Here is a 25,572-nt window from a genome sequence, read left to right as displayed (position 1 = left end):
GTTAATTCAGTTAGATTGAGTTGATTAGGTTAAAAAGGACAGCTACAATTAAATTAACTAACGAATCAGTTTCATTACAACTGTCAGTAAACGTCGACGATTATCAATCATTAAATCAAAAGAATCAGCGGTTCATGAAACAACACCTGCAACATCCTATCTTCTCTATTATATCAAATATCGCCGGCGGGCAAAATGTGCAGGCTTATGCCATAGGCGGCTTTGTGCGCGATATTTTTTTAGAAAGGCCGTCGAAGGATATCGATATTGTGGTGATCGGCAATGGGATTGGTTTTGCTGAAAGTGTTGCTGCAAAATTAAAAGTAAAGCTATCCGTATTTAAAAACTTCGGAACAGCTTCACTAAAATATCAAGACCTGGAAATTGAGTTTGTTGGCGCCCGTAAAGAATCGTATAGGCTTGATTCACGAAAGCCTATTGTTGAAAACGGAACACTTGATGATGACCAAAAACGCAGGGATTTTACGATCAATGCTTTGGCTATTTCCCTTCATCCGGACTCATTCGGTCAACTTTTAGATCCCTTTGACGGCCTAGCTGACCTGGAACGAAAACTGATCCGTACCCCATTAAATCCAATTGAGACATTTTCTGACGATCCTTTGCGGATGATGAGAGCAATCCGATTTGCTACCCAGTTAGATTTCAAAATCGACGAATTAGCCGTTGCTGCTATAAAGAGTAACGTCGACAGGATCAACATCATTTCGCAGGAGCGGATAACGGATGAAATGAACAAGATCATTTTGTCGCCTCGGCCATCAATTGGTTTTAATTACCTTTTTGATACCGGACTGCTTCATAAAATATTTCCGCTGATGACGACGCTTTACGGTGTTGAATATATTGATGGCAAGGGTCATAAGGATAATTTCTACCATACACTACAAGTGTTGGATAATATCTGCGAAACAACCGGCGATTTGTGGCTGCGCTGGGCGGCTATCTTACACGATATTGCCAAACCGGCAACCAAACGCTTTGAACCGGGGCACGGCTGGACGTTCCATGGGCATGAAGATCGCGGAGCACGCATGGTTCCTAAAATATTCACGCAACTCAAGCTCCCGCTCAACGAAAAAATGAAGTTTGTACAAAAAATGGTGCAACTGCATTTAAGACCCATTGTTTTGGCACAATCTATTGTTACCGATTCAGCGGTACGGCGTTTATTATTTGAAGCAGGGGAAGACATTGAGAGTTTAATGCTGTTGTGTAAAGCAGACATCACCACAAAAAACGAGTATAAGGTAAAAAAATACCGTAATAATTTTGAGCTTGTTCAGCAAAAATTAAAGGACGTTGAAGAACGTGACAATATGCGAAACTGGCAGCCCCCTGTTACAGGAATAGATATTATGGAGCTTTTTGGTATAAAAGAGGGTCGTGAGGTTGGGATTATTAAAAATCAGATCAGGGAGGCTATACTGGAGGGCGAAATTCCAAACTCGCGCGAAGAGGCAATTAAATATACAATTGCAAAAGGCGCTGAAATTGGCTTAAAAGTTGTGGGGGAGGAATAAATATTACGGGTACGGGATTAGGGATTGCGATTTTTAAAAAAATCCTATACAGCGCAGCCCTCTTGAGTTCCGTTGAAAAAAGACAAAAGCGAAAAATCAAACATCCGAATTCCGAAATAAAACTAAAACATTACTATTTTTGTAAACAACTATACGATACTAAAAAATGGCTTTATACAGGTTCAGGATTACTTTTGAAGATTACGATGACGTGGTAAGAGAGATTGACGTAAAATCCAATCAAACGTTTGAAGATCTTCATAGAGCGATCCATCAGTCAACTGGTTACAATTCAGAATATCCTTCTTCTTTTTATATAAGTAATGATCAGTGGATAAAAGGCGAAGAAATCACTTATTTACCAAACCAGAAAAGAATTGATCGAGGCGTTGCCCTGATGGACAAGGTAAAGCTACTCAGCTATATCGATGATCCACATCAGAAATTCTACTATACATTTAATTTCGATCGACCATTTGATTTCCATGTTGAATTGATGAAGATCATTCTTGACGAAGCGCCCGGCGTTACCTATCCGGCAGTTGTCAAATCAACAGGCGAAGCGCCAAAACAATTTGGTAATGTGCTTAATGTCCCTGTTGCGGCACCAGAAGTCGACGATTTCGACTTCCTTAATGAAATGGCTATTGGCGAGGATGATACCGACGACTTTTCGGAAGTAACGGAAACAGGTGAAGAAGATGATGTGATAGCTAAAGTTGACGATGAGGAGGAAGAAGATGAATTCGGAAGCGAGTTCAGCGACGACGAAGGATTCGAAGACGACAGCAAAATGTCGCATGGAGACGATTACTAGGTAGTTCACGGTTGATAGCTGATGGTTTATAGTGGAAATCAAAACGGCTATAAACCGTCCTTATTACTTATCAATAGTATGTAACGGCTATTAACAATCAACCATCAACTGTGAACTCCTCCAAAACACTTATTGTTATCGCAGGCCCTACTGCATCTGGCAAAACGGCGGCAGCCATAGAAATAGCAAAGCATTACAATACCGTTGTAATTTCAGCTGATTCCAGGCAGTTTTATCGGGAAATGTCAATTGGAACAGCAAAACCTACAAGCAGGGAATTGAATGAAGTAAAGCATTATTTTATCGACTCTCTGTCTATTGCCGAAACCTATACAGCCGGAGATTATGAAAAACAGTGCCTTGATCTTCTGGAAGAGTTGTTTAAAACTCATCCCTTAGTTGTATTGGCCGGAGGATCGGGCTTATTTATTAAAGCAGTGTGTGAGGGCTTTGATGAATTCCCGGAAGTTGATCCTGATGTAAGAGAAAGGTTGAATAACGAACTTACAAACTATGGATTAACTCATCTACAAGAGAAATTAAAAACTGTTGATCCGGATTATTCTTCAAGTGTTGATATCAGTAACCCGCAGCGCATTATAAGAGCGCTTGAAGTGTTTGAAGGCACAGGTAGGCCATACTCCTCCTATCGTAAATTAACTTCAAATAATCGCCCTTTCAACATTATAAAGTTAGGGCTTAACATGGAAAGGCCCGTTTTATACCAACGCATTAATCAGCGTGTTGATGATATGGTTAGGCAGGGTTTGGTTGATGAAGTAAAGTCGCTTTTACCTTACAGACAGTTAAATGCATTAAATACCGTTGGTTACAGCGAACTATTTGATTATTTTGATGGAAAAACAGACCTGAATACAGCCATTGAACTTATTAAACAAAATACCCGCCGCTTTGCAAAAAGACAGATGACCTGGTTTGGGAAAGACAAAGAAATACTATGGTTTAAAGCAGATAGTCAAACCCTTATTCATGATATGTCGGCCATGATAGATAGTGCATTATTTTAGTAAACAGGCTGCTTACAGGCTTAAGTTTCGACAGTTTTTTTCTCTTCACCCTTCGCCTCAGTAAACTGTGGTATAAGTTGCACTATTTATATTAAACGCCGATTTAGTGTTATTAGGTTTTCGTATACTTATCTAAAAAGTCGTTATAAGCTAATTTTATGCCTTCTTCCAGTTTAATAGTGTGCTTCCACCCTTTGCTGTGAAGTTTGGTAACATCCATCAATTTGCGGGGCGTTCCATCCGGCTTTGTGGTATCAAAATTTATTTCACCCGGATAGTCAATGATCTTTTTAACCAGTAAAGCCAAGTCCTTAATAGAAATATCTTCTCCTGTACCAATGTTAACTAATCCTTCTTCATCATAATTCTGCATCAAAAAGTAACATGCCTCGGCTAAATCATCCGCAAATAAAAATTCACGCTTAGGTGAACCAGTGCCCCAAATAGTTACCTCAGGTAAGTTTTGCTCCTTCGCTTCATGAAAACGACGGATCAACGCAGGCAACACATGTGAATTTTGAGGGTGGTAGTTATCGTTATAACCATAAAGGTTGGTAGGCATCACAGATATAAAGTTACACCCATATTGAGCACGATAAGCATCGCACATTTTTATACCCGCTATTTTGGCTATAGCATAAGGTTCATTAGTAGGTTCAAGAATGCCGGTTAACAAATATTCTTCTTTTAGCGGCTGGGGAGCCAATTTTGGGTATATACAACTTGAACCCAGGAACATCAATTTTCTTACGCCATTTAAGTATGACTGATGGATAACGTTATTTTGAATCTGCAGGTTATCATACAGAAATTCAGCCCGATAAGTATTGTTAGCAACAATGCCCCCAACTTTAGCTGCAGCTAAGAAAACATAATCAGGTTTTTCCTGCTCAAAAAAATCGGCCGCCTGCTGCTGGCTCCGCAAATCGAGCGTATCTGATGTTCTTGTAATAAAATTACTGAAGCCCTCTTTTTCGAGCTTACGATATATGGCTGAACCAACCATGCCCCGGTGACCGGCTATATATATTTTTGCCTCTTTTTCCATTCAAATTTCATTCAAACTATTCTTCAATAACATAATCTGAATTTTTATTATTTTTCTTTGATAAATAAATATCGATGGTTATCCATTTTGAAAAGCATACTTAACTTCCCAAGTTATTTAGGCTAGTTTTGTCGAATAGCCGACTCGACGCTTACATTCATTTGTAAATGGCAAAATATTAATCAATAATAATTTAACTCAATTTTTATTGTGCGATGCCTTGTATATACTTGCCATATCCACTTTTTATATATTTGGTAGCTAAGGCTTGTAGCGCAGCATAGTTAATAAAGCCCATTCTGTAAGCCACTTCTTCGATGCAGCCTATTTTGGTATCCTGACGCTTTTCAATAACACGCACAAATTCAGAAGCGTCACTCAATGAATCAAAGGTCCCTGTATCAAGCCACGCTGTTCCTCTATCCATTACCCCTACATGCAACTCTTCTTTTTCAAGATATACTTTATTTACATCAGTAATTTCAAACTCTCCTCTTGGCGATGCCGGAATATTTTTAGCTATTTCAACAACCTGGTTGTCATAAAAATAAAGCCCCGGAACTGCGTAGTTCGATTTTGGCTTTAATGGCTTTTCTTCAATAGAAAGCGCCTTGAAATTTTTATCAAATTCTACAACACCGTAACGTTCGGGATCAGCAACAGGGTAAGCAAATATAGCCGCACCATTTACATTGTTAAAGCTTTGTATTAGCGTGCTGAAACCAGAGCCGTAAAATATATTATCGCCAAGTACCAGTGCTACTTTATCATCACCTATAAAATCGGCGCCTATTACAAAAGCCTGTGCCAATCCGTTAGGAACCTCCTGTACAGCAAATTCAAAACGGCAGCCAAGTTCGCTGCCATCGCCTAATAAGCGTATAAAACCCGCCTGGTCCTCGGGCGTGGTAATTATCAATATTTCATTTATCCCTGCCAGCATAAGTACTGATAGCGGGTAATAGATCATTGGCTTATCGTAAATAGGCATCAACTGCTTGCTGATAGCTTTGGTAATAGGATAAAGACGGGTTCCGGAACCGCCTGCCAGTATAATTCCTTTCATAGATGAGATATTTATTGTATTGAGTTTAATTCTTTAAGACAACCTATCAGGCTATCGCGCCAGTAAGGTATTTCCAAACCGAACGTTTTTTTTATTTTAGCTTTATCCATTACTGAAAAAGCAGGTCTTGTTGCCCTTGCTGGGTATTCACTCGTCCGTATAGGGTAGGTTTTCACTTGTGTTCCTGACAAATCAAAGATACCTTTGGCAAAATCATACCATGAAGTTACACCTTCATTACTATAATGATAAATCCCATAGTTTTCACTACCCGAAGTGATAATATCAAGTATGGCACCGGCCAGATCTATGGCATAAGTAGGTGTACCGACCTGGTCAGCTATGATTTTCAGTTCGTCCCTTTCTGCCCCAAGCTTTAACATGGTTTTTACAAAATTGTTGGCAAATTCAGAGTATAGCCAACTGGTACGTAATATGTAATGCCGCGGTAAAATAGCAGCCACATCCTGTTCACCTTCCAACTTTGTAAGTCCATAAATACTTATAGGCTCAGCAATGTCATCCTCAACCAGCGGATACGGCTTATCACCTTTAAAAACAAAATCTGTAGATACCTGAATTAATACCGCCCCATTAGCTTTGCATTGAATAGCAAGATTCTCCGCACCGGTTTTATTGATCTTACGGGCAAGGTCCACATCATCTTCAGCTTTGTCAACTGCGGTGTACGCTGCACAATTGATGGCGTAAGCTGGTTTATATTGCTCAAAAACTTTATTCAATAAAGCGGCATCTAATATATTGGCTTCCGATTCGGGCGGGAAAACAATAGAAGTAATACCTTTTAATCCGGCCACCTTTTTTAAACATTGGCCTAACTGACCGGAAGCGCCGAATACAACTATATTGTCCATATCGAAATTTTTATAATCTGTTTATCAAGGTTAAATGTAAATTATTAAAACCCAAAATCGGCTGCATCTTTTAAAAATGGTAGTTCCAGGTCTTTCTCGGATACCAGCAATTCATCTTTAGGCATGCCCCAGTCTATATTCAGATCAGGATCGGCATAATGAAGACCGCCTTCTGAAGCTTTATTGTAGTAGTTATCGCACTTATATTGAAATATAGCAATATCACTCAGTACAATAAATCCGTGAGCAAATCCGCGTGGAATAAAAAACTGCTGATGGTTTTCTTCTGAAAGCTTTACCGAAAAATGCTGTCCGTATGTGGGCGATGTTTTTCTCAGATCTACAGCCACATCCAAAACCTCGCCCTTTGTTACCCTTACCAGTTTTGCTTGTGCATGTTCACCTCGCTGAAGATGCATACCTCTGAAAACACCCTTTGTAGAATAGGACTGATTATCCTGAACAAAATTAACTTCGTAGCCTACTGCTTTATTAAAACTTTGTGTATTGTATGATTCAAAAAAATAACCCCTGTCGTCATTAAATATCCTGGGGGTTATAACTATACATCCTTCGAGGGGAGTAGGGGTAATTGTCATAAAGTGTATATGGTGAGTTTCACTATTATTTATTAATTAGCGTATTGATTATCGTAATAACTGGCATAGGCTCCGCTTGTAACATTATTTAACCAGGTTTTGTTTGCTAAAAACCAATCAATAGTTTCAGAAAGTCCCTGCTCAAAAGTCACTGAAGGATACCAGCCAAGTTCTTTATTGATTTTTCCGGCGTCGATGGCATAGCGCCTGTCGTGTCCCGGCCTGTCTTTAACATAGGTAATGAGTTGCTTACTTCTGCCTGCCTCGCGACCCAGCTTTTGGTCCATTTGTTCACAAAGCAGGTTTACAAGATCAATGTTTTTCCACTCGTTAAAACCGCCAATGTTATACGTATCGCCAACTTTGCCTTCATGAAATATAAGATCAATTGCTATTGCATGATCTTTTACAAATAACCAATCACGCGTATACTTTCCATCCCCATAAACCGGCAGGGGCTTGTTATTGATGATATTATTAATCATCAACGGAATTAGTTTTTCCGGAAAATGGTATGGGCCGTAGTTATTTGAACAGTTGGAAACCACAACTTTTATACCGTAAGTATCGTGATAAGCCCTTACAAAATGATCTGACGCTGCCTTACTTGCACTATACGGAGAATGCGGATCATAACGGGTTTCCTCTGTAAATAAACCCTCGGCACCTAAAGCTCCGTAAACTTCATCAGTTGATACATGGTAAAATAAATGCTTATTGAAATTCCCTTTCCATTTTTCTTTGGCAACTTCCAATAAGTTTACCGTGCCGATAACATTTGTATATACAAAATCCATCGGGCTTAAAATTGACCTGTCAACATGTGATTCAGCAGCCAGGTGTACTACATCGGTAACTTCATACTTATCAAAAATAGCACTTATGCCATCCTTGTCCATTATATCGGCCTTCTCAAATTTGTAATTTGGACTATGCTCAATATCCTCCAGATTTTCCAGGTTTCCGGCGTAAGTAAGCGCGTCAACATTAACTATTAAATATTCCGGGTACCTGGTTACAAAACGACGGACTACGTGTGAGCCGATAAAGCCGGCTCCGCCGGTTATAAGTAATGTTTTCATGGTGTTTGTCAATAAATAAATTATAATTACCTAAAAGGATATTCTTTCTAAAATAATATCCTTAAATGTTCATTTTATTCCTTCTTTCAACTTGATTTTATGTTTCCATCACCTTCCCCTGCTGTAAAGTTTTCTGATATTCATCAGCTTTCCTGGTTCCCGATCCAGCTTCTGCATTAAACAATAGACGGCCTCAACCAAGTCATCAGCAAATAAAAATTGCTGTTAGGTAACGCTGTATTCAAATGATTACAGCTACGATATTACCTCCCTTCGCCGCATAAAGCGAAGAATAAAATGCTGGCAACGTGTGAGTTTTGAAAGTGTAATTATCATTATACCCATACAAACTGCCGGGCATAACAGAAATATAATTACAGCCATATTGTATTCTAAGGCATTGTACATTTTTATGCCTGATATTTTCGCAATGGCATATGGCTCACACACCCTAATTATCTTGTAAGATAACAGCAGGTAGATTGTATCACCCTGAGCTCATTATACAACAACCAAAAATACATAATTTTTATCAAGTACACCTTAATTTAAATGGCCATTCATGTCGATATTAAATAAAACAATCAAGTGTTTACCTGCGTGAATGAAATATTTCCGCTATAAAAAAGCATTTTGATCAAATAGCATATGTTCTTCGACCGTTATTTCAGTTTCTATACGTTCTTCTAAATACCTAAAAATATTTTGACAAAAAACAATTTTCATAAACGTGAGTTTTGTTTAAATAATTCTAATATTCTAAATGAATAAAATTAAAACGAATTCCAATAAATTATTAAAAAGGGCGTTAATATAGCAAAAACCACTATTATTGTAAATATTATAATCCCATCAGGTTCTAAACAATTTAATACCCCAAAAATCATGAAATACACTTTGAAATGTATCATTTTACTGTTCCTCACATTTTGCTTTGGCCATAATTTACTTTTCGCCGCAAATTCTTTAAAAAAGAAACATTTATCCTACAAAAAACCCCAAAATGATACTTTAAAGAAAGCTGCTAGTTTTCCTATTGGTGTTGGCATTGGTACTCGTGAACTGAATGATCCCAAAATGAGACAATTAATAGCTCAAGAGTTCAGTAGTATAAGCACCGCAAGTTCAATATTTTGGAACCAGATCTCACCGTCACCCGGTGTATTCCTATTTGGCCCAGCAGACAACCTTGTGAATTTTGCGTTAAAAAACGGCCTTCGTGTACACGGGCATTGCCTGGTTCACTTCCAGGGTACCCCCGATTGGGTTCAAAATTTCCAAGGCGATTCTTTAGCGTGGGAAAATTTATTCAAAACTCATATTCAAACAATAGTCACGCATTTTAAAGGCAGAGTCAGTTCCTGGGACGTAGTTAATGAAGCATTTGATGATGATGGCATACCCAGAATGGCCGACGAAGACAAAGCACATAATAAAAAGTATGTAAACATATGGGCGTTACACCTGGGCAAGGATTATATCGCCAGGGCGTTCATTTATGCTCACGAGGCGGATCCAAATGCCATCTTATTTTATAACGATTACGCTCAGGAGCGCCTCCCGAAAAGACTGCAGGCTATTATAAACATGGCGAATAATCTTAAAGCCAGGCATGTTCCCATTGGAGGATTGGGCCTACAAATGCATATTAATGTTAGGACGTCTGAAGCTGGAATCAGAAATGCCCTTACACAAGTGGCTAAAACCGGTTTACAAATTCGCATATCCGAATTGGATATCCGCGTAAACCCAAGTAACAAAATTCATGATATAGACTCATTAAAAAATGCTACCACACAAGCAAGTCTTTTTTATTCTGTTGCTCATGACTACAAAACCATTATCCCAAAAAACCAACAATACGGCATTACATTTTGGTGCGTTACCGATGGAGACAGCTATATCAATATATTAACGCATAACAGGGATCAACCGTTATTATTTGATGTAAACTATAATAAAAAATCGTCCTACAAATCGTTTATTTCCGGATTAAAACACTAGGATCCGGTGTTAAAAGTAGCTGATAAGATTTTTGTATCCATCGATGTGATACTTACCAGCTACTTTTGATCATTAATTAATAATTAGGTAATGAAGACAAAAATAGCTGACGGACTCGATGAAAGAATGGATTATACAGCTAATGCGGATATAAAAAGGACACACGGCCGCAGAAATGCAGCTTGTTAGCAATATTAATCTTTGAATGATAATCATCTGGAGCCAAGCTAAAGCTTGGCTTTTTTCATAGATGAGATTAGCTTAATGGGCTTTCTATATCCTTTTTAATCCCTCATACCGTTCACTACTGGTTAGCAAGTATTGTAGTGTGGGCGTGCGTAAACTTTATGTTATTGTCCCGTTTTGAGGATAAGCACGGATCATTCCTATCCCAAAACGTATTGCCTATTTGTTTGCGCTTGTCCCGGAACCATTTAAAATATTGCTCTTAATAATTCGCTCCATAATCATATTTGTAAAAACGTCGGCTCCTTCTTTATTTAAATGAGCTTGGTCAATAAATAAATTACATTTATTTACAAAGCTTTCATCATTTGCATAGTCCCAATAATCCACTTTACTATTCATTAATAAAAGCTTCAATTTGTCTCTGTATGCATTTTGCTTTATACCATAAAGCAATGGCGTAGTTGTAACTACAAGAGGAATATGCGCGTTTTGAATGTCTTTAATAAGTGAACTCAATGATTGTATTATTTTCTCATCGAATTTTATTTTTTTGGAGATACTATTCTCATTTTCCATGGAAATTTTCTGACAAAAATTTCCATATTGAGGGTCAAATCCCAAACTCTTATAACTTTTATTTTCCGACTTATTTGAAACATTAAATAAAATATACCCTATAGTTGAATTATATCTATAAAGTGATGACCATGCTTCTAACTTTTCACCTCCGCCCATTAAATATATGCTGGAATCGACATATTTATTCTGATGAAAATAGGGCAAAAAAATTGACAGTCTTTGATAATTAGTAGGATTAAAACTCAACTCAGTACAGTCAAGATTCATAATTATTAATTTGGGTTTATGATAATTTAAAACCGATTTTATAATCGGATAATAATATAGCATACTTTGCCCCTGAACACCGAAATTAAACGCTGATACTTTTAATTTTTCAGCCATTAATGGTGTATTAAAGTGTTGGGCAGCATGTGAGTTGCCAAAGACTAAAATATCCTGATTGGTATTTTTTAAAGCGTACGTAGTGATAAAATACTTTCCACTTTTTTGTTTATTGAAAACATAAGTAATAGCAAAGCCGATCACAACATCGCTAACTATTAATATTATTAGTAAAACGGCAGCCTTACTTAAAAATATTTTAAATTCCTTCATATAAACTAAGAGTTATTACTTGAAATGTTCGTCAAAATTGAAAATAGATGAACTGCCCCCCATCTAATACACCAAAAAGCAAAATCGTTATTATTGTTAATGTATAAAAGGCATACCTGATTATGCCGCTTTTATTATCAAATAATTTAAATTTCTGTGGGAAATACTCTCTCATAAATTCAATTATTAATAGAAACAAAATAGCTGCAATGGAATATAAAAAGTGATCTTTAGGGTTGCCAAAGTATAAAGAACCCTTAAATTGAATAATCTTCTTTACTATATCGTAAGCCTGGCTGGCAGTAGATGCTCTAAAAAACACCCATGTTAAACAAATTAGTGAGAACGTTATAAACGTTCTTATAATTCTCTTCCACCACGACGTGGTCGTAAATGGTATTTTTAAAGTAGATTCAATGATTAATAAAAATCCGTTTAGCGCTCCCCATATTACAAAGGTCCAATTGGCCCCATGCCATAAGCCACTTATTAAAAAAACCACTAACAAATTAAAATATCTTCTGGATATACTTTTTACCCTGCTGCCACCTAAGGGAAAGTACAGATAATCTTTAAACCAGGTAGACAAAGAGATATGCCAACGTCGCCAAAATTCACTTATAGACAATGAAAAGTATGGTCTGTTGAAGTTTTTCATCAAATCAAATCCCATTACCTTAGCAGCGCCAATCGCGATATCCGAGTAGCCTGAAAAATCACAATATATTTGTATGGCAAAAAAAACAGTGGCAACTAATAAGGATTTCCCTGATTGTGATGAAGAACTACTGTAAATTGTATCTACATAAATTGAAAGACGATCAGCCACAACAAGTTTTTTTAGAAAACCAACCATCATTTGCTTTAGCCCTGAGCTAACCCGCTCGCTACTAAATTCGTGCTTTTCATAAAATTGGTGCAATAAATTTTGTGGTCTTTCAATTGGCCCTGCAACCAATTGCGGGTAAAACATCACATATAAAGCATATATACCAAAATTTCTCTCTGCAGGCTGATTTCCTCTATATACCTCTATGGTATAACTCATAGCTTGAAATGTATGAAATGAAAGACCAATTGGCAATAATATCAGCAAAAATGGAAAAGGATTGCCATGTCCTAAATGAGATAACAAAATACTTAAGTTTTCATTAAGAAAATTGTAGTATTTAAAAACACAAAGCACACCAATATTGGCTATCAGGCTTGTCGTTAGAAAAAGTTTACGCTTGGCGCCCTTCGCATTTTCTATATAAATCCCGGCAAAATAGTCAACTACTATAGTAAACCCGAGTATTATGATATAAATAGGCACAAATGCCATGTAGAAGTAACAACTCGCAAGTAAGAGCAACAGCCATCTGTATTTTTGGCTTAGTGCAAAATACAGAGTTGTGACAACTATGAAAAATATAACAAAATTTATAGAGTTGAATAGCATATTATCGAACAATTAATTGTTTATAAATGTTATACGTCTGTTTTGAAATCGTACCCCAATCGTAACTTTGTAATTCATAAACATTACTTCTTGCCGGTTGAGATAATTTTTGCTCCAGTTGGCCTGCCAAACCATTTACATTGCCGGTTGCAAAATAAAACTGGTCCTTTAAACATACTTCCTTATTGGCTGGGATATCGCTTGCCAATATATCCAAACCATAACTCATTGCTTCAAGTAACGCAATGGGAAGCCCCTCATAAAACGAAGGAAGCACAAATAAACGAGCATGTGTATATAACTGATGAAGCTTACCATTCTTAATAAAACCTGTCAAAATTATGCCTTCTTTTTGAGCCATTTGACGTAACTGTTTTGAATATTCAGTCTCATGATCTGCCTCACCTGCGATAACAAGTTTATAATCATTTGCAACTTTGGATTTTTTATAGGCCTCGATTAGATAATCGAAACCCTTTTCGGGAACAAATCTTCCAAGCGTGAATATATATTTCTGAGGTTCTATCCCAAGCTCACTCAGGTATTCTACTTGATTGTTTCTTATTGCTTCCGGCACCCCATTGTGTATTAGCTCGTATGTCTTCCGGCCATACTTTTTTTGGATGCTTTCTCCAATTCCTTTAGAAATTACTATTACCTTGTTTGCAAACTTAACGCCGGCCAGCTCACCCATCTTTAAAAATGCTTTGGCAGTTACTCCCCATTTCTTACGTTCATAATCAGGACCGTGATGTGTCATAATTACTTTTAACCCTAATATTCTTGCAAAAGGAGTAAACAAACTCGGGCCTACAGCATGAATATGTAAAATATCCGGGCGTTTTATCCCGGCATAAACAACAGCTAAAAAAGTATGCACTATAGCTTCAAAGCTTTTGTTTTTGGGAGAATATAATGTTTTTAGAGTAATCCCTTTGTAATTCCTTAGGTTACGGCTATTAATTGTATACGCACTGCGCCTGATAATAGTGACCTTAATATCATGTTGTTGCACAAGATGGGAATATAATTCTTCACAATGCGTTTCCACACCCCCTTGAATATTTGGAATTCCTCTTGTACCAATAACCATTACATTCATGGAAAGCTTTCTTATTATGCTTTTTTAAATAACTGATTAAAATCGACTTTTTCAAATATGTCAAGCTTACCATTTGGAGTTGCATCTTTTATTATCCTTCCGCTATCTTCAAAGGCTTTTTTTGCCAGCCTATAAGCTAACTCTTCGGAATGATAATCAGGCGCATCCCATTTTTGGCCTGGCTTATAATATTTAGGTGAAAAGTGATTTAGATCATTACCATCACTTATTACAACATTTGTTGGCTTTACATTTGTATCATACGAATGATCTTTACCAATAATATATACTTCGCTAAAGCCCATATAAAAGGCAAATTGTATACATATGTAAGTAACAGTTTTACCATTCCCCAGCATATTTTTCAGAGGGTCCTTTGAAAAAGTAGGCGCAAATCTTCCTTTTAAAAAATGTTGATTTTCCTTTTTGCTAAATATATTGTTCAAATCCCAGTTGTAAAAACAAGTCATATCTACCGCATCAAATTCTTCGGTAAATTGCATTAATTGTACAGCCTTATCATAGCAGAATAAATAGCTTGGTCTGAAATTATTTATTTCCTCCATCAAATAAATTCTGTTCATGCCTATCGTATATTCATCTTTCAATAACGACAGATCCATTTTATTTAAGCTGGGGCCATTACATACTATAAAACATCTTTTACCTGCATGTATGTCTTTAAATTTTCTAATTTTCTCCTTATTGAGTTTCGAAAATCCAAATGGAAAATACCAGGTACCCAAATACCAAATATTACCTATCCTTCTTAAAATAGCCCTTACAACCCTACCAAATGTCAGATCTTTAATATTAAATGACAACAACCGTTTTATACCTTCCATAGTTTATAAATAATATTGTTTACCGAATTTTTCCTAGTTCGTTACGAGCATTTGTTCCCATGAAAAGAAAATCTGTACTAAATGCTATGAAGTTATAACCCTCATCAATTTTTGCCTGCAGTCTTTCAGCATTAGTTTCAATTACATGGAAACCCATTGAAAAACGTTTTTCCTTGCAAATTCTCTTAAAACGCTCAAGCGCATCAACTACAATTGGTTCTTCATATTTACCTGGAATTCCTAATGAGCCTGATAAATCATAAGGGCCTATAAACACCCCGTCTATACCCTCAACCTCTAATATATTTTCAAGGTCATTTATTCCATTAATATGCTCTATTTGGGCTATAACTACGAGATCTGTTTTAACCCACTCTTTGTAAGCTTCAAATGCTGTTCCATATTGTTGGGCCCGGGCCAAACCTACTCCTCTTGTACCTTCTGGGGGGTATTTCGCATATTTTACGGCCTGCTTTGCTTCATCCGCAGAACATATCATTGGTACAATTATTCCATCAGCACCTGCATCTAAAACACGCTTTATAATTACCTCTTCATTTTTACTTACCCTCACAAAAGCAGCAATGCCCTTTGATTGAATTGCCGTTATTAAAATTTGCACCATTGACAAATCAATTGTTGTGTGCTCTATATCAATTACCAACCAATCAAAGTTTGCACTGGCAAGTATTTCAGCAATAGAGGGATGCCCTATAGTTATCCATGAACCTATGGTAAGTTCTCTGTTTCTAAGCTTTTGTTTTATTGTTTTGTTAATCATATCTATTTTTCAATATCGGCAAAAACAGTTACTGCTCCGCCATTTCCATCTTCAACAAACATCGGGGCAACAATTACAGATCTTATACTATTGTTTACAGCTGCAAGCGCCATATCTTCAATCACCAGGATCGTCTTTTCCTCATCCGTCGGACAAAGAAAAGCTTTATGGCTTATTCTGCCCTCGGGTCTAAAGTTCCATGATGTTAGCGATATAAAATCAAATCCCACACATCTTAATTTATGATATTTATTTCTAAAGTAATCAGCTAACTCAGCTGCGAGGCCCGGGCTATCATTCCAGTACTTGTCAATTGTTCTGTACTGTTCGTATCCTGTACGTATAAGTAACAATTCAATATCATCCCGTTCAATTTCTTCCTCAACCTTTTTAAAATCCTCAATTGAAATCAAAATCCCAGTAGTACAGGGTATATCAACAAGAACTACTTTATCATAAAAAAAATCATTAACATCAAATTCTTGGGTCTTTCTCCCGGTTGCAGAAAAGTGTCGCGGCGAATCAATATGAGTACCAATATGATTATTTGAAAAGATCCAGCACGAAGAATTTGCAGTTTCACCTTTCAAGATAGAAGAATTATCCCTTATAAATATCCTGTCACGGTTACCATATGCAGGCGTTGACTGTGATATAATATGTGAAAGGCTTATGTTATTCCGCATTTTTTAAACTCTACTTTTTGAAATTTTGCCAAGGCTTTGCTTTGTAACTGTTATTTACACGTGCGACAATGTTTTTATCGAACTTTTACTTTTATAACAATTTTTTTTATGTATCCTGGTTCTCCGTCACTGTAAACAGGCGCATGTCCATCTTCAGGATAAAATACCGCAAAAATATCATTACCTATAACTACCTCACCCTGCGGCTCAATCATATCATAAAATGTAAAATCCTTTTCCACATTATAATTTGTATTTGGTGTAAGTCTTTTAAGGTTTGACCATGGTATACGCTCTGTATTTTTTATACAATATTGTACATCAATAACGTGCTTGTGTGCCTCATAACCAAAATCATTCTTAATCTTGGTTTCGTATTCCATTACCACCGCCTTAGCAGTTTCTGTAAGCGGATAGTCGCCAAGTGCAATTTCAGGATCAGCATTTTTTATAAACACCAGTCCTTGATATATATCATTATTTATCGATTTATAAAATTCAATATTGGTTAGCGAATCAATGATCATATGCTTTAGCTTTTAGTTTATTGTATGCCAAACTGCTTCTTGCGATTATAAGCTATTTGCAATTCTTCTTTGTAATAGAAATTCGGTCCAGTAAAAATCTTCCAGGTCATCAATATCCGCCGCCTCAAGTCTTTCAATAGGGAACATCATAGGGTTTGAACCTAACCTGCTTTTTATTTTGTGATTGGTTTCCTTTGAAAAAATATAGAAACAGGAGTTTTCATGATATATCGGCTCCAGGTCCTGCGTCCTTATCAAAAACTTAGGGTCATGATTTATACCTCGGCCATCGGGCCAATAAAAGCGCTGCTTCACTTCAGTAACCGAAAAAAGCGCGTCATGTTCTTTCTGAGCAAAAAATGCTTCGATAGCATGGTCAACAGATTCTACAGTAAGCAACGGGTTGGTACTATGCGTTTGTAAAAAATATTCGGCATCCGTTTGCTCAATATCATACGCAATAAGTGGCTGAATGCTAACCATATCCCCAAGTAAAAAATCAGGTCTTTCCAATATCTTTACCTTATCAAAATTAGCTTTGGCACTTTCTGCAATTTCTGGCGAATCTGTGTTTACCAGTATTTCATTAATATAGGCACTTTTAGATAGGGTTTCCATTATCCAATGAAAGGCAGGTTTACCTACCAGCGGGCGGATATTTTTATGAGGCACCCTTTCAGAATGCCCCTTCATCGGTACCAGGGCGGTTATTTTGGGTATTTCCATTTTTTGTCAGATAGCTATTTTAACAGTTATTTTTTTTATGGTTTCGGGTTTACCAATATAATGCTGCGGGCCGTGGCCATCCTCAGGGAACATAATAGCAAATATGCCTTCGCCAATATCTACATGCGTTCCGCGCGACGATGGGTCTTTATAAAATGTGCGATCCTTAGCTTCGTCATAAGGGATATTTATATTCATGCCCTCTATAGGCGACCATTTTACACGCTCCAAACCCCGCACCGGGTATTGAATATCGATAACGTGCTTATGGGCTTCATAGCCTCTTGAAAAGTCGGCAATAGTTTCGTACTCGCTTACTATAGCCTTCGTGTTTTCATTGATAACATATGTTCCAAGTTCAATATCTGGCGTAGCCTTCTGCAAAAATTGCAGGCCAGCATAAATATCAGGCGAAATACCTTTATAAATGTCGATATTTTTTAGCTGATCGAGTATCATACCGTTTGAGGTGTTAACTGGGTATCAAAATATTCTTTAAGCCAACCTATAAATTCATCATCCATAGGGCGCATGTCTTTGAAAATTTTCCCGCATCCTTTATTCAATATAAGGCCGAGTGTTTTACCAACGTTCTTTTTATCCTTACTTAAAGCAACCGTGAATTTTTGCAGTTCTATGTCTCTAATATCAGTGCCTTCCCATATCTGGCTTAAAAGCGCCCTGATATACAACCGGGTTTCTTCAGTAATGTAACCCAGTTTTACCGATACAAAGTTTGCCATATCCATTCCATAGCTTACCGCTATTCCGTGCGGAATACGGTAATTGGTTAAAGATTCAATAGCATGTCCAAACGAGTGTCCATAGTTAAATACCAACCGCTCGTTTTGATCAAACTCGTCGCGTTCTATATAGCCTTTTTTGATTTCGAGGCTACGGTTAATAATACCAGCAAGTACTTTTTTATCTGTTAAAGCTGCAGGGTATTCAGTTTTGTAACGATCAAAATCTTCCTGGCTTGATACAATGAAGTAATGGCACATTTCGCCCATGCCTGATTTTAAATCCCAGATTGATAAGGTATTTAAAAAATCCAGATTGATAAATATTTGGTTGGGAGGATAAAAACCGCCTATTTGATTTTTGAACTTTTTGAAGTTGATTGACGTTTTACTGCCTATACAACTATCGCCCTGCGCCAGTAACGAGGTTGGAAAAAAAAGCCACTTAACGCCGCGGTAAAGAATAGATGCTATAAACGCTGTAGCATCCTGGGTAATGCCTCCGCCAATAGCAACCAGGCGATGGTTTTTACGAAAACCATTTTCAATAAGATCTTCGATTAAAGGTTCAACACCCTGATAACTTTTCACAGATTCGTGAGCATCAATGCAGATATGCCTATACAATTTAAAAACTGGTTCAAGCACATCTTTATATAGCTCCTTTATCTTATTATCTATAATGATTACATCACCTTCTTTTAATTCACTTAAAAGTACTTTTTGTGTGTCATCAATAAACTGCACACTATAATCGTGTATGATTGATTTAACTGTAAAATTATACATTGGTGTATCCTCCGTCAACAATTATATTTTGTCCTGTTAAATAACTATTAAGATCGCTGCTTAAAAAAAGTATCACGTTAGCTATCTCTACAGGCTGAGCCATCCTGTTCATGGGTATTAGCTCCGTTATTTTCTTAAGCTCCTCGGCCGAATTGGTTGAGGCTGTAAGTTCAGTAAGCGTAAAACCCGGGCCAACTGAATTTACCAGTATATCATATTTCCCTAACTCAATTGCCAGTGTTTTGGTAAGCCCGGCTACAGCGTTTTTGTTAGTGGTATAAATGGAGCGCCCCGGCCTGGTAATAGCACTCCAGATAGACGTTATATTCACTATTCTGCCATACCCATTCTTCTTCATTACTTTGCTTACTTCCCTGCAAAGCACATAAGGGCCTTTTACATTAACATTATGAAGCAAATCGAAATCAGCATCAGTGGTTTCTGTATTTAAAGCTATTTTGTTTATACCGGCGTTATTTACAAGCACATCTATCCTGTCAAAGTTATTTAACTTCAATAAAAACGCTTCAACTGATGCAGGATCATTAAAATCTAACTGTAAATAACTAATTCTTTCAGATGTATTTACACTATTTAATTGCTCAATTTCTGCGGCGCTTGTTCCAGTAAGGATCACTGAAGATCCGGCGTCAAGAAAACGTTCAGCAATGGCTTTTCCAATGCCCCTGGTGCCACCGGTTATAAGAGCAATTTTAGCTGTCAGATCAATCTTTATATTTGATATACTATTCATCAAAAGCTGTTAATTAGCGGTAAGTGCCAAAAATTCCTCGTCTTTTGAAAGATAGTTAACAATTATATGATTCAATATCATGTGCACATCTTCAATTGGGCCATAATCGCCTTTAGGGTTTGGCGTATACAACGGTACTGTTGATATTTCATTCAGCTTGCCACCTAAGAAGCCAACAAAAGCAATGGTTTTGCCGCCAAGCTCATTAGCATATTCAGCAGCCTTAACTAAATTTGGCGAGTTACCACTGGCAGATATCGCTATCAAAACGTCGCCTGCTACAAATTGGCCGCGCATTTGCTCAACAAAAACATCGTCAAAGTTATTATCATTACCTATTGCGGTTATCATAGGTACGTTATCTGTTAAAGCAATAATTTTAGGACGAAATTTTGAGAAGTAACGCACAAAAAACCTAAAGTCGGCTTGCATGTGTGATGCCGTAGCAGCGCTGCCTCCGTTACCAACTACATAAATTGTATTACCGCTTTTAAAGGCTTCAATAAAGGTTGTAACAACCTGTCCTAATTTTTCAGGATCGATTTTATTTAAAATATCCGTTAAACGGCCAACATAGTCCTGTAAATAGTCTTTTAGCAAATTTGTTCTTTCCATGTTATTAATAAGTTATTTTACAATGATTTAAAAATCTTTCTGCTCGTATACTTTATCAATAATGCGCATTAATTTAAGCGCATCATCTGAGTTGCCAATAGTTACCGATTTATTATTATCAATGGCATCAAAAAAATGATCCATTTCATAACGCCAGCTATTATTATTTACATATTTAGTTATCACCTCATCTTGCCATGTAGCGGCAGGTGCTGTAGATCGGTTTTTAGCAACAGAAAGCGTTTCTTCACCGTACGACATGCTCGAAGTTATCAGGCCATTTAGCACCATATAACCTTTTTCCAAAAATATCTCTAATGAAAATAAATGGCGCCACTGAGACATTGTAGAATGAAGAGATGCTACTTTTCCCGTAGCAGATTCTTTAAGAATAACAAAGGCATTGTCTTCCACGTCCATATGCCAATAAAGGTTTGAAACTTCAGCTTTAACAACATCAAAATCGCCAGACAAAAACAAAAACAGATCAAGCATATGAATACCCTGGTCCATTAATATCCCCCCTCCCGCAAGTTCTTTTTTTGCACGCCATTGATTAAAATAATCAGCAGTTACACTTTTACCATAACGCCCCCTTAGCCACAAAACTTTGCCATATTCATTGCTGTCAATAAGCCTTTTCATGTGCATCACACTATCATGATGGCGATGATTAAAGCCATACATGAGCACTTTACCGCTATTTTTTTCAGCAATTATTATTTCTTCAATATCCGCCCCTGTAAATGCCGGTGGCTTTTCGCAAAAAACGTGCTTACCGGCATTAAGAGCTCTTATTGTAAGGTCTTTATTAAGAAAATTAGGCGTGCAAACAACAATTACGTCCAGATCAGGATGATTAATAATTTCTTCGTGGCTCAAATTAGGAATTCCCTCAAAATCAGCTCCCAGGTTTGGTTCTGATATCGCGACGACCTTCCCCCTTTTAATTTCAGTTATAGCCAGGTTACGGGTTTTACCCATTACACCATAGCCAATAATACCGACTTTGTAATTCATATAGATAGTAGTTTTATTTTAAAGCATTAATAAGGTTATTAACTGCATCTATTTCCATCAGCAGCTTTCCTTCTTCCGCATATGATCCTAGATGAGGGGTTAGTACCACATTATCAAGATCACACAGGTTACCTGTATACGGTTCTTCGGAGAATACATCAATTGCTGCACCGGCTAATTTCTTACTGGCAAGCGCTTCATATAAAGCAGTTTCGTCAACAATACCACCACGAGATATATTGATTAAAAAAGCCGCAGGTTTAATCAAGTCTATCTCTGAGGCCCCTATTACTGGCGAACCATCTTCATTGCCAGGAACATGTATTGTTATAATGTCCGCCGTTTTTAACAATGTTTCAAGATCTACCAGCTTAACTCCATGCTTTGAAGCCCAGGCTTCGTCGGCATATGGGTCATATCCAATTATAGGATTACCGATGCCACTAAACAACTCTGATACTAACTTACCTATCCTCCCTAATCCAATAACTCCTACAACTTTATTTAGAATAAGGTTTCCAACCTGCTTTTTCCAAATCTTATTTTTTAAATCGTAGTGGGCCTGAGGAATTTTTCGCAGTAATGATAAGGTCATGGCCAGGGTAAGTTCTGCTACGGCACGGGTTGGCCCATCAGGTGTATTTCTTATAATTATACCTTTTTTAGCTGCATAATTTAAATCAACGCTATCCATCCCGATGCCTACCCTGCTAATACATTTAAGATTTGGCAATACGTCCATAACACGCGCAGTTAATGGTTCAACGCCTGCCACAATACCAACACAATCCGCAGCCAGCTCTATTACTTCATCTTCGGTAAGTTTTCTTCCATATGGATTGTTGATTACATCAAAACCATTTTTGGTAAGTAAATCAATAGGTTCGCTGCTAATTTGCCCGAAAGAAGAGGGCGATGTCAAAATTTTCATAGAGTAGGTAACAAAAAATATTAAATTAAGCTATTTTATAGTTTTCAACAAAATATCCATTTAAATGTAAAAATAGCAATTATTAGTAAATAAAGTTAAAATATTACGAATTTGTTTATCTATCGACCAATACTTATTAATTACAAAAAGCGTTCGAACTCACCTTTTTCAAAATTCTTCCGATTATAATCTCTTATCGCGTAATATATAGCACTGTAATATATTATTGAACCTTTTTTAAATAGTTGGATACCAGCTTTGATAAATGCTTTAAAAGTTTCCTTTAAAGAGATAAATAAAAAGTTTGCCGGCTTAGAATGTCTTTTAAACAAATAAAATTTGTTCCTCAACCGCAAGTATTCTTTTGCCGGCTTTGGCGATGACTTCCCAACTTTATGAAGAATTTTGGCAGCAGGAATACACACAACATCAAACTTCTCTTTCTTCGCTCTTAAGCAGAAATCCAGTTCTTCTGAATAGGCAAAAAAATTAGCATCCAGGGCGCCAATTTTTGCTTCTACCGAAGATCGGAACATTAGTGAAGATCCCGGAACATAATCCATATCCATAATCTCTAAGTCGGGATTTATATCCATAAGCTTGATTTTCCCGGTTTGAAGGGAAACTTTAGCGCCCGCCTGCCAAATTTTTCCAGGATCAGAGTAGTAATAATTCACTGCTCCCGCTATACCAACATTTGGATACTTAAACATGATATTGGTCATTTTAGCCAATAAATCATCTAATAGCAAGGTGTCATTATTTAGCAGCAATATGTAATCTACATTATACTTTAATATAGCCTCAATGCCCACATTATTCCCCTCGGCAAAGCCTTTATTTTCGCTATTTTTAATTACTACTAAGGGGATATCCCATTTTGAGTTGAATAAGGGTTCGATCGACTCGGAAGAATTATTGTCAACCAGCACAACTAAAAAGTCATCGCTTTTGCAATAATTTTGAATAGATACTAAACATTCCAATGTATCATCCAGCCCGTTCCAGTTCAAAATAACTATCCCGGTTTTATACCTGTCTTTAACTATATTGATTTTACTATGCTCCACTTTGCTGATGAATCTATTATACTATTCAGTGTTTAGAGAACTGCGCTCTCACTAATTACTGGTATGCCCGCATCTGGGTACTCATTATAAAGAGCATTTTCCTTTTCTTCCCTTAATTTAACAAATATATACTTGCTGGCGATGCCAAGATAAAGCATAAAAAATGGAAAGGTATTCATCTCACCAGTAAGACTTATAAATGTAAAGTGGCAAATTATAGTAACAATTATGACGCTTACCCCCCTGGAAATATCCTTATTTAATGCCTTCTTCTTTTCCTTTATAAAACTGCGTATGATATTAATGTAAAATAATAGATAGGCTATAATACCAATTATGCCAGTATCAATTAAAACGACAAACCAGATACTTTCGGCCCCTTTCAAATCTGTATCAGATCCAGAATCATGAAGTAATTTTCTTACCGATCCAAAGCCATTTCCTGTAATTAGCTTGTCTTTAATTGTTGATACTGCAGATGCAAGTTGGGTCGCCCTTAATTCGGAGCTGCTTCCCTTAACACTTCCATCATCTTTAGCTGTGAAATACATCTTAAAACTATCGAGTAATTTGGGTGAAAACGCCATCGAAAAAACCGTGGCCATCACTAAAAAGGAGATAAATATGGCCTTTTTTTTATTCCTGGGCATGATCCATAATAAGGCAAAAATTGATGCCATAGTAGGTAAAAAACAAGACCTGGAACGTGTAAAAAAGATATTTAAAAAGATGATCAAAAATACCAGGCTATATTTATAAAACAAAGTTGTTGTTTTGGCATTAAATACCAGATATAAATATGTCGAGGCCAAAATCACCAGGCAACCACCCCAGGAATAAGCATGATAAAAAATTGTTTGTACCCGGTATCCACGATCGTCATCGGCTGTATACCTTAAGATAGTATCGGCATCAATTCCTTTTGAACTGCTATTCGCGAGGAAATCAATTATCGGATTAGCATGAAGTAAACTTTCAATTATACCATATATAGCAAGCAGAAAGAATATCTTTAGTATTTTTCCAATTAGCTGTTCTCCTTTTTTTACGCTGTTAAATGCCATCCAGCCTATATAAGCTACAGACAGTTTTTGAAAAAACATTATCAAAAAATTAACAACATTCGTACCAATTATATTCAGATTGAATATAACGGTCAACAATAAAAGAATGGTAAAAAGTGCTATTGGATATGAAAGAAAATTAGACTTCATTTCCACTTCCTTTTTTTTGTTCGACAGTCTTTTCACAATAATACATGAAAACACTATCGCAGTTAAAATTAAAGGCATGGGATAGTGAGTTCCCCCAAAACCCAAAACCAAGTACGGCTGCAAAAACGGGAAAAGCAATACATAGAATTGTACGCCCCTGTTCAAGCTTAACATCGTCAACCCGGCTGTAAAAATAAAAATGAAATAAACTATAATAGTTTCCATAACTTAAACTGATTGGTTATTTAGCAATAATTAAACATCATTCCATTTTTGCGGAGAAAAAACCTACAGCGTTTATATCTTCAATCTTTTTATGCGAAAGAAATTCAATGTTTTCTTCTATAATAGAAGGGGTTAAATTGCTATAATTGATTTTTAGCAATTCAGTGATAACGTCATTTGAGAACCTGTATTTTTTTAAAACTGCCGGATTGCCGGCAACTATTGAATATGGTTCAACACTTTTAGTAACTACACTTCCGGTCCCTACAACTGCACCCTGGCCTATAGTAATCCCGGAAAGTATTATCACACTTTCACCAATCCAAACATCATCTTCTATAACAATAGGTCCCTTCGAATAAGATAATGTTTGTTTACCGAATATTTTTTGTTGAAAAGGATAAGTTGATAAAGTATCGGAGGGGTGATTACCGCCAAGGATAAATTTGGTATCCGTACCTATTGAAACAAAATGCCCAATCTTCAAATACTCATTATCTGAACCGTAAGTCCTTACGTTTAAATTACCGTATGTATAGTTCCCAACCTCAACCTTTTCAACCGGAAAAGTACTTTTAGCTATAGTAAAGTTATGGTTATTTCTTTTCCTCCAAGCTTTATTAAATTGCATTTTAACAATTTCCCTAATAACCATATTTTTAAATGCCTTCATAT

The 25,572-nt window shown here is 36.7% G+C and carries 26 protein-coding genes; 4 read left to right on the top strand and 22 right to left on the bottom strand.

Annotated features, from left to right (window positions below; translation table 11 throughout):
• The first annotated feature begins 134 nt into the window (after positions 1-134).
• From KXD93_RS19020 to miaA, 3 genes are all read left to right on the top strand, one after another.
• The gene (locus KXD93_RS19020) at positions 135-1,544 is read left to right on the top strand and encodes a CCA tRNA nucleotidyltransferase (protein ID WP_258138929.1); all 1,410 of its coding nucleotides are present in this window, start codon (positions 135-137) and stop codon (positions 1,542-1,544) included.
• A 166-nt stretch (positions 1,545-1,710) separates the two neighbouring features.
• Positions 1,711-2,361 carry an IS1096 element passenger TnpR family protein gene (locus KXD93_RS19015; RefSeq protein ID WP_258138928.1) on the top strand — a complete coding sequence of 217 codons (651 nt, stop codon included), beginning with the start codon at positions 1,711-1,713 and terminating at the stop codon, positions 2,359-2,361.
• A gap of 110 nt (positions 2,362-2,471) precedes the next feature.
• Positions 2,472-3,389: a tRNA (adenosine(37)-N6)-dimethylallyltransferase MiaA gene (miaA, locus tag KXD93_RS19010; protein WP_258138927.1), complete on the top strand. Its 918-nt coding sequence runs from the start codon at positions 2,472-2,474 to the stop codon at positions 3,387-3,389.
• Positions 3,390-3,501: 112 nt separating this feature from the next.
• On the opposite strand, the gene fcl is transcribed toward miaA, so the two are convergent.
• The 5 genes from fcl to rfbB all read right to left on the bottom strand — a co-directional run bounded on the left by fcl (position 3,502) and on the right by rfbB (position 8,059).
• Positions 3,502-4,437, bottom strand: a complete 936-nt coding sequence (gene fcl, locus KXD93_RS19005) for a GDP-L-fucose synthase (RefSeq protein ID WP_258138926.1) — start codon at positions 4,435-4,437, stop codon at positions 3,502-3,504.
• Positions 4,438-4,642: 205 nt separating this feature from the next.
• Complete coding sequence (gene rfbA / locus KXD93_RS19000; RefSeq protein ID WP_258138925.1) at positions 4,643-5,503, bottom strand: glucose-1-phosphate thymidylyltransferase RfbA; 861 nt, start codon at positions 5,501-5,503, stop codon at positions 4,643-4,645.
• Positions 5,504-5,514: 11 nt separating this feature from the next.
• On the bottom strand, positions 5,515-6,378 hold the full coding sequence (gene rfbD, locus KXD93_RS18995) for a dTDP-4-dehydrorhamnose reductase (RefSeq protein WP_258138924.1): 864 nt from the start codon (positions 6,376-6,378) through the stop codon (positions 5,515-5,517).
• Positions 6,379-6,422: 44 nt separating this feature from the next.
• On the bottom strand, positions 6,423-6,977 hold the full coding sequence (gene rfbC, locus KXD93_RS18990; protein WP_258138923.1) for a dTDP-4-dehydrorhamnose 3,5-epimerase: 555 nt from the start codon (positions 6,975-6,977) through the stop codon (positions 6,423-6,425).
• Positions 6,978-7,009: 32 nt separating this feature from the next.
• Positions 7,010-8,059, bottom strand: a complete 1,050-nt coding sequence (gene rfbB, locus KXD93_RS18985) for a dTDP-glucose 4,6-dehydratase (protein ID WP_258138922.1) — start codon at positions 8,057-8,059, stop codon at positions 7,010-7,012.
• Positions 8,060-8,944: 885 nt separating this feature from the next.
• Here rfbB and KXD93_RS18980 point away from each other — a divergent pair.
• A complete protein-coding gene (locus tag KXD93_RS18980) occupies positions 8,945-10,063 on the top strand; it encodes an endo-1,4-beta-xylanase (protein ID WP_258138921.1) in 1,119 nt (372 codons plus the stop codon).
• A gap of 405 nt (positions 10,064-10,468) precedes the next feature.
• Here KXD93_RS18980 and KXD93_RS18975 read toward each other — a convergent pair whose 3' ends face one another.
• From KXD93_RS18975 to KXD93_RS18895, 17 genes are all read right to left on the bottom strand, one after another.
• Positions 10,469-11,428 carry a DUF1574 domain-containing protein gene (locus KXD93_RS18975; RefSeq protein WP_258138920.1) on the bottom strand — a complete coding sequence of 320 codons (960 nt, stop codon included), beginning with the start codon at positions 11,426-11,428 and terminating at the stop codon, positions 10,469-10,471.
• Between the two features lie 31 nt (positions 11,429-11,459).
• Positions 11,460-12,752: an MBOAT family O-acyltransferase gene (locus KXD93_RS18970; protein WP_258138919.1), complete on the bottom strand. Its 1,293-nt coding sequence runs from the start codon at positions 12,750-12,752 to the stop codon at positions 11,460-11,462.
• Positions 12,753-12,870: 118 nt separating this feature from the next.
• The gene (locus KXD93_RS18965; RefSeq protein WP_258138918.1) at positions 12,871-13,971 is read right to left on the bottom strand and encodes a glycosyltransferase family 4 protein; all 1,101 of its coding nucleotides are present in this window, start codon (positions 13,969-13,971) and stop codon (positions 12,871-12,873) included.
• 14 nt (positions 13,972-13,985) lie between these two features.
• Positions 13,986-14,816, bottom strand: a complete 831-nt coding sequence (locus tag KXD93_RS18960) for a 6-hydroxymethylpterin diphosphokinase MptE-like protein (RefSeq protein WP_258138917.1) — start codon at positions 14,814-14,816, stop codon at positions 13,986-13,988.
• Positions 14,817-14,835: 19 nt separating this feature from the next.
• A complete protein-coding gene (locus tag KXD93_RS18955) occupies positions 14,836-15,597 on the bottom strand; it encodes an HpcH/HpaI aldolase family protein (protein WP_258138916.1) in 762 nt (253 codons plus the stop codon).
• A gap of 2 nt (positions 15,598-15,599) precedes the next feature.
• Positions 15,600-16,283, bottom strand: a complete 684-nt coding sequence (locus tag KXD93_RS18950) for a cyclase family protein (RefSeq protein WP_258138915.1) — start codon at positions 16,281-16,283, stop codon at positions 15,600-15,602.
• A gap of 74 nt (positions 16,284-16,357) precedes the next feature.
• Positions 16,358-16,810, bottom strand: a complete 453-nt coding sequence (locus KXD93_RS18945) for a NanQ anomerase/TabA/YiaL family protein (protein WP_258138914.1) — start codon at positions 16,808-16,810, stop codon at positions 16,358-16,360.
• Positions 16,811-16,855: 45 nt separating this feature from the next.
• Positions 16,856-17,536 (bottom strand): acylneuraminate cytidylyltransferase family protein, encoded by a 681-nt coding sequence (locus tag KXD93_RS18940; RefSeq protein WP_258138913.1) that lies wholly within the window; start codon positions 17,534-17,536, stop codon positions 16,856-16,858.
• A 6-nt stretch (positions 17,537-17,542) separates the two neighbouring features.
• Complete coding sequence (locus tag KXD93_RS18935; protein WP_258138912.1) at positions 17,543-17,995, bottom strand: NanQ anomerase/TabA/YiaL family protein; 453 nt, start codon at positions 17,993-17,995, stop codon at positions 17,543-17,545.
• Positions 17,992-19,068 carry an AroB-related putative sugar phosphate phospholyase (cyclizing) gene (locus KXD93_RS18930; RefSeq protein ID WP_258138911.1) on the bottom strand — a complete coding sequence of 359 codons (1,077 nt, stop codon included), beginning with the start codon at positions 19,066-19,068 and terminating at the stop codon, positions 17,992-17,994. The genes KXD93_RS18935 and KXD93_RS18930 overlap by 4 nt, the downstream gene beginning before the upstream one ends.
• Positions 19,061-19,822 carry an SDR family NAD(P)-dependent oxidoreductase gene (locus tag KXD93_RS18925; RefSeq protein WP_258138910.1) on the bottom strand — a complete coding sequence of 254 codons (762 nt, stop codon included), beginning with the start codon at positions 19,820-19,822 and terminating at the stop codon, positions 19,061-19,063. The genes KXD93_RS18930 and KXD93_RS18925 overlap by 8 nt, the downstream gene beginning before the upstream one ends.
• Positions 19,823-19,831: 9 nt before the next feature.
• Positions 19,832-20,437, bottom strand: coding sequence for a D-sedoheptulose-7-phosphate isomerase (locus KXD93_RS18920; protein WP_258138909.1), 606 nt, complete (start codon positions 20,435-20,437; stop codon positions 19,832-19,834).
• Between the two features lie 27 nt (positions 20,438-20,464).
• Positions 20,465-21,457 (bottom strand): Gfo/Idh/MocA family protein, encoded by a 993-nt coding sequence (locus KXD93_RS18915; protein ID WP_258138908.1) that lies wholly within the window; start codon positions 21,455-21,457, stop codon positions 20,465-20,467.
• Between the two features lie 13 nt (positions 21,458-21,470).
• On the bottom strand, positions 21,471-22,388 hold the full coding sequence (locus KXD93_RS18910) for a phosphoglycerate dehydrogenase (protein WP_258138907.1): 918 nt from the start codon (positions 22,386-22,388) through the stop codon (positions 21,471-21,473).
• Positions 22,389-22,528: 140 nt separating this feature from the next.
• Complete coding sequence (locus KXD93_RS18905; RefSeq protein ID WP_258138906.1) at positions 22,529-23,401, bottom strand: glycosyltransferase family 2 protein; 873 nt, start codon at positions 23,399-23,401, stop codon at positions 22,529-22,531.
• Positions 23,402-23,490: 89 nt separating this feature from the next.
• Positions 23,491-24,522 carry an O-antigen ligase family protein gene (locus KXD93_RS18900; RefSeq protein ID WP_258139032.1) on the bottom strand — a complete coding sequence of 344 codons (1,032 nt, stop codon included), beginning with the start codon at positions 24,520-24,522 and terminating at the stop codon, positions 23,491-23,493.
• A 412-nt stretch (positions 24,523-24,934) separates the two neighbouring features.
• Entirely contained in the window at positions 24,935-25,570 is a 636-nt protein-coding gene (locus KXD93_RS18895) for a CatB-related O-acetyltransferase (RefSeq protein WP_258138905.1), read from the bottom strand.
• Between the last annotated feature and the right edge of the window lie 2 nt (positions 25,571-25,572).

The organism is Mucilaginibacter phenanthrenivorans (assembly GCF_024721155.1).
Classification (GTDB): Bacteria; Bacteroidota; Bacteroidia; order Sphingobacteriales; family Sphingobacteriaceae; genus Mucilaginibacter; species Mucilaginibacter phenanthrenivorans.
Note: the sequence above shows the minus strand (reverse complement) of the source record. Positions and strands in the feature narration are given on the sequence as shown.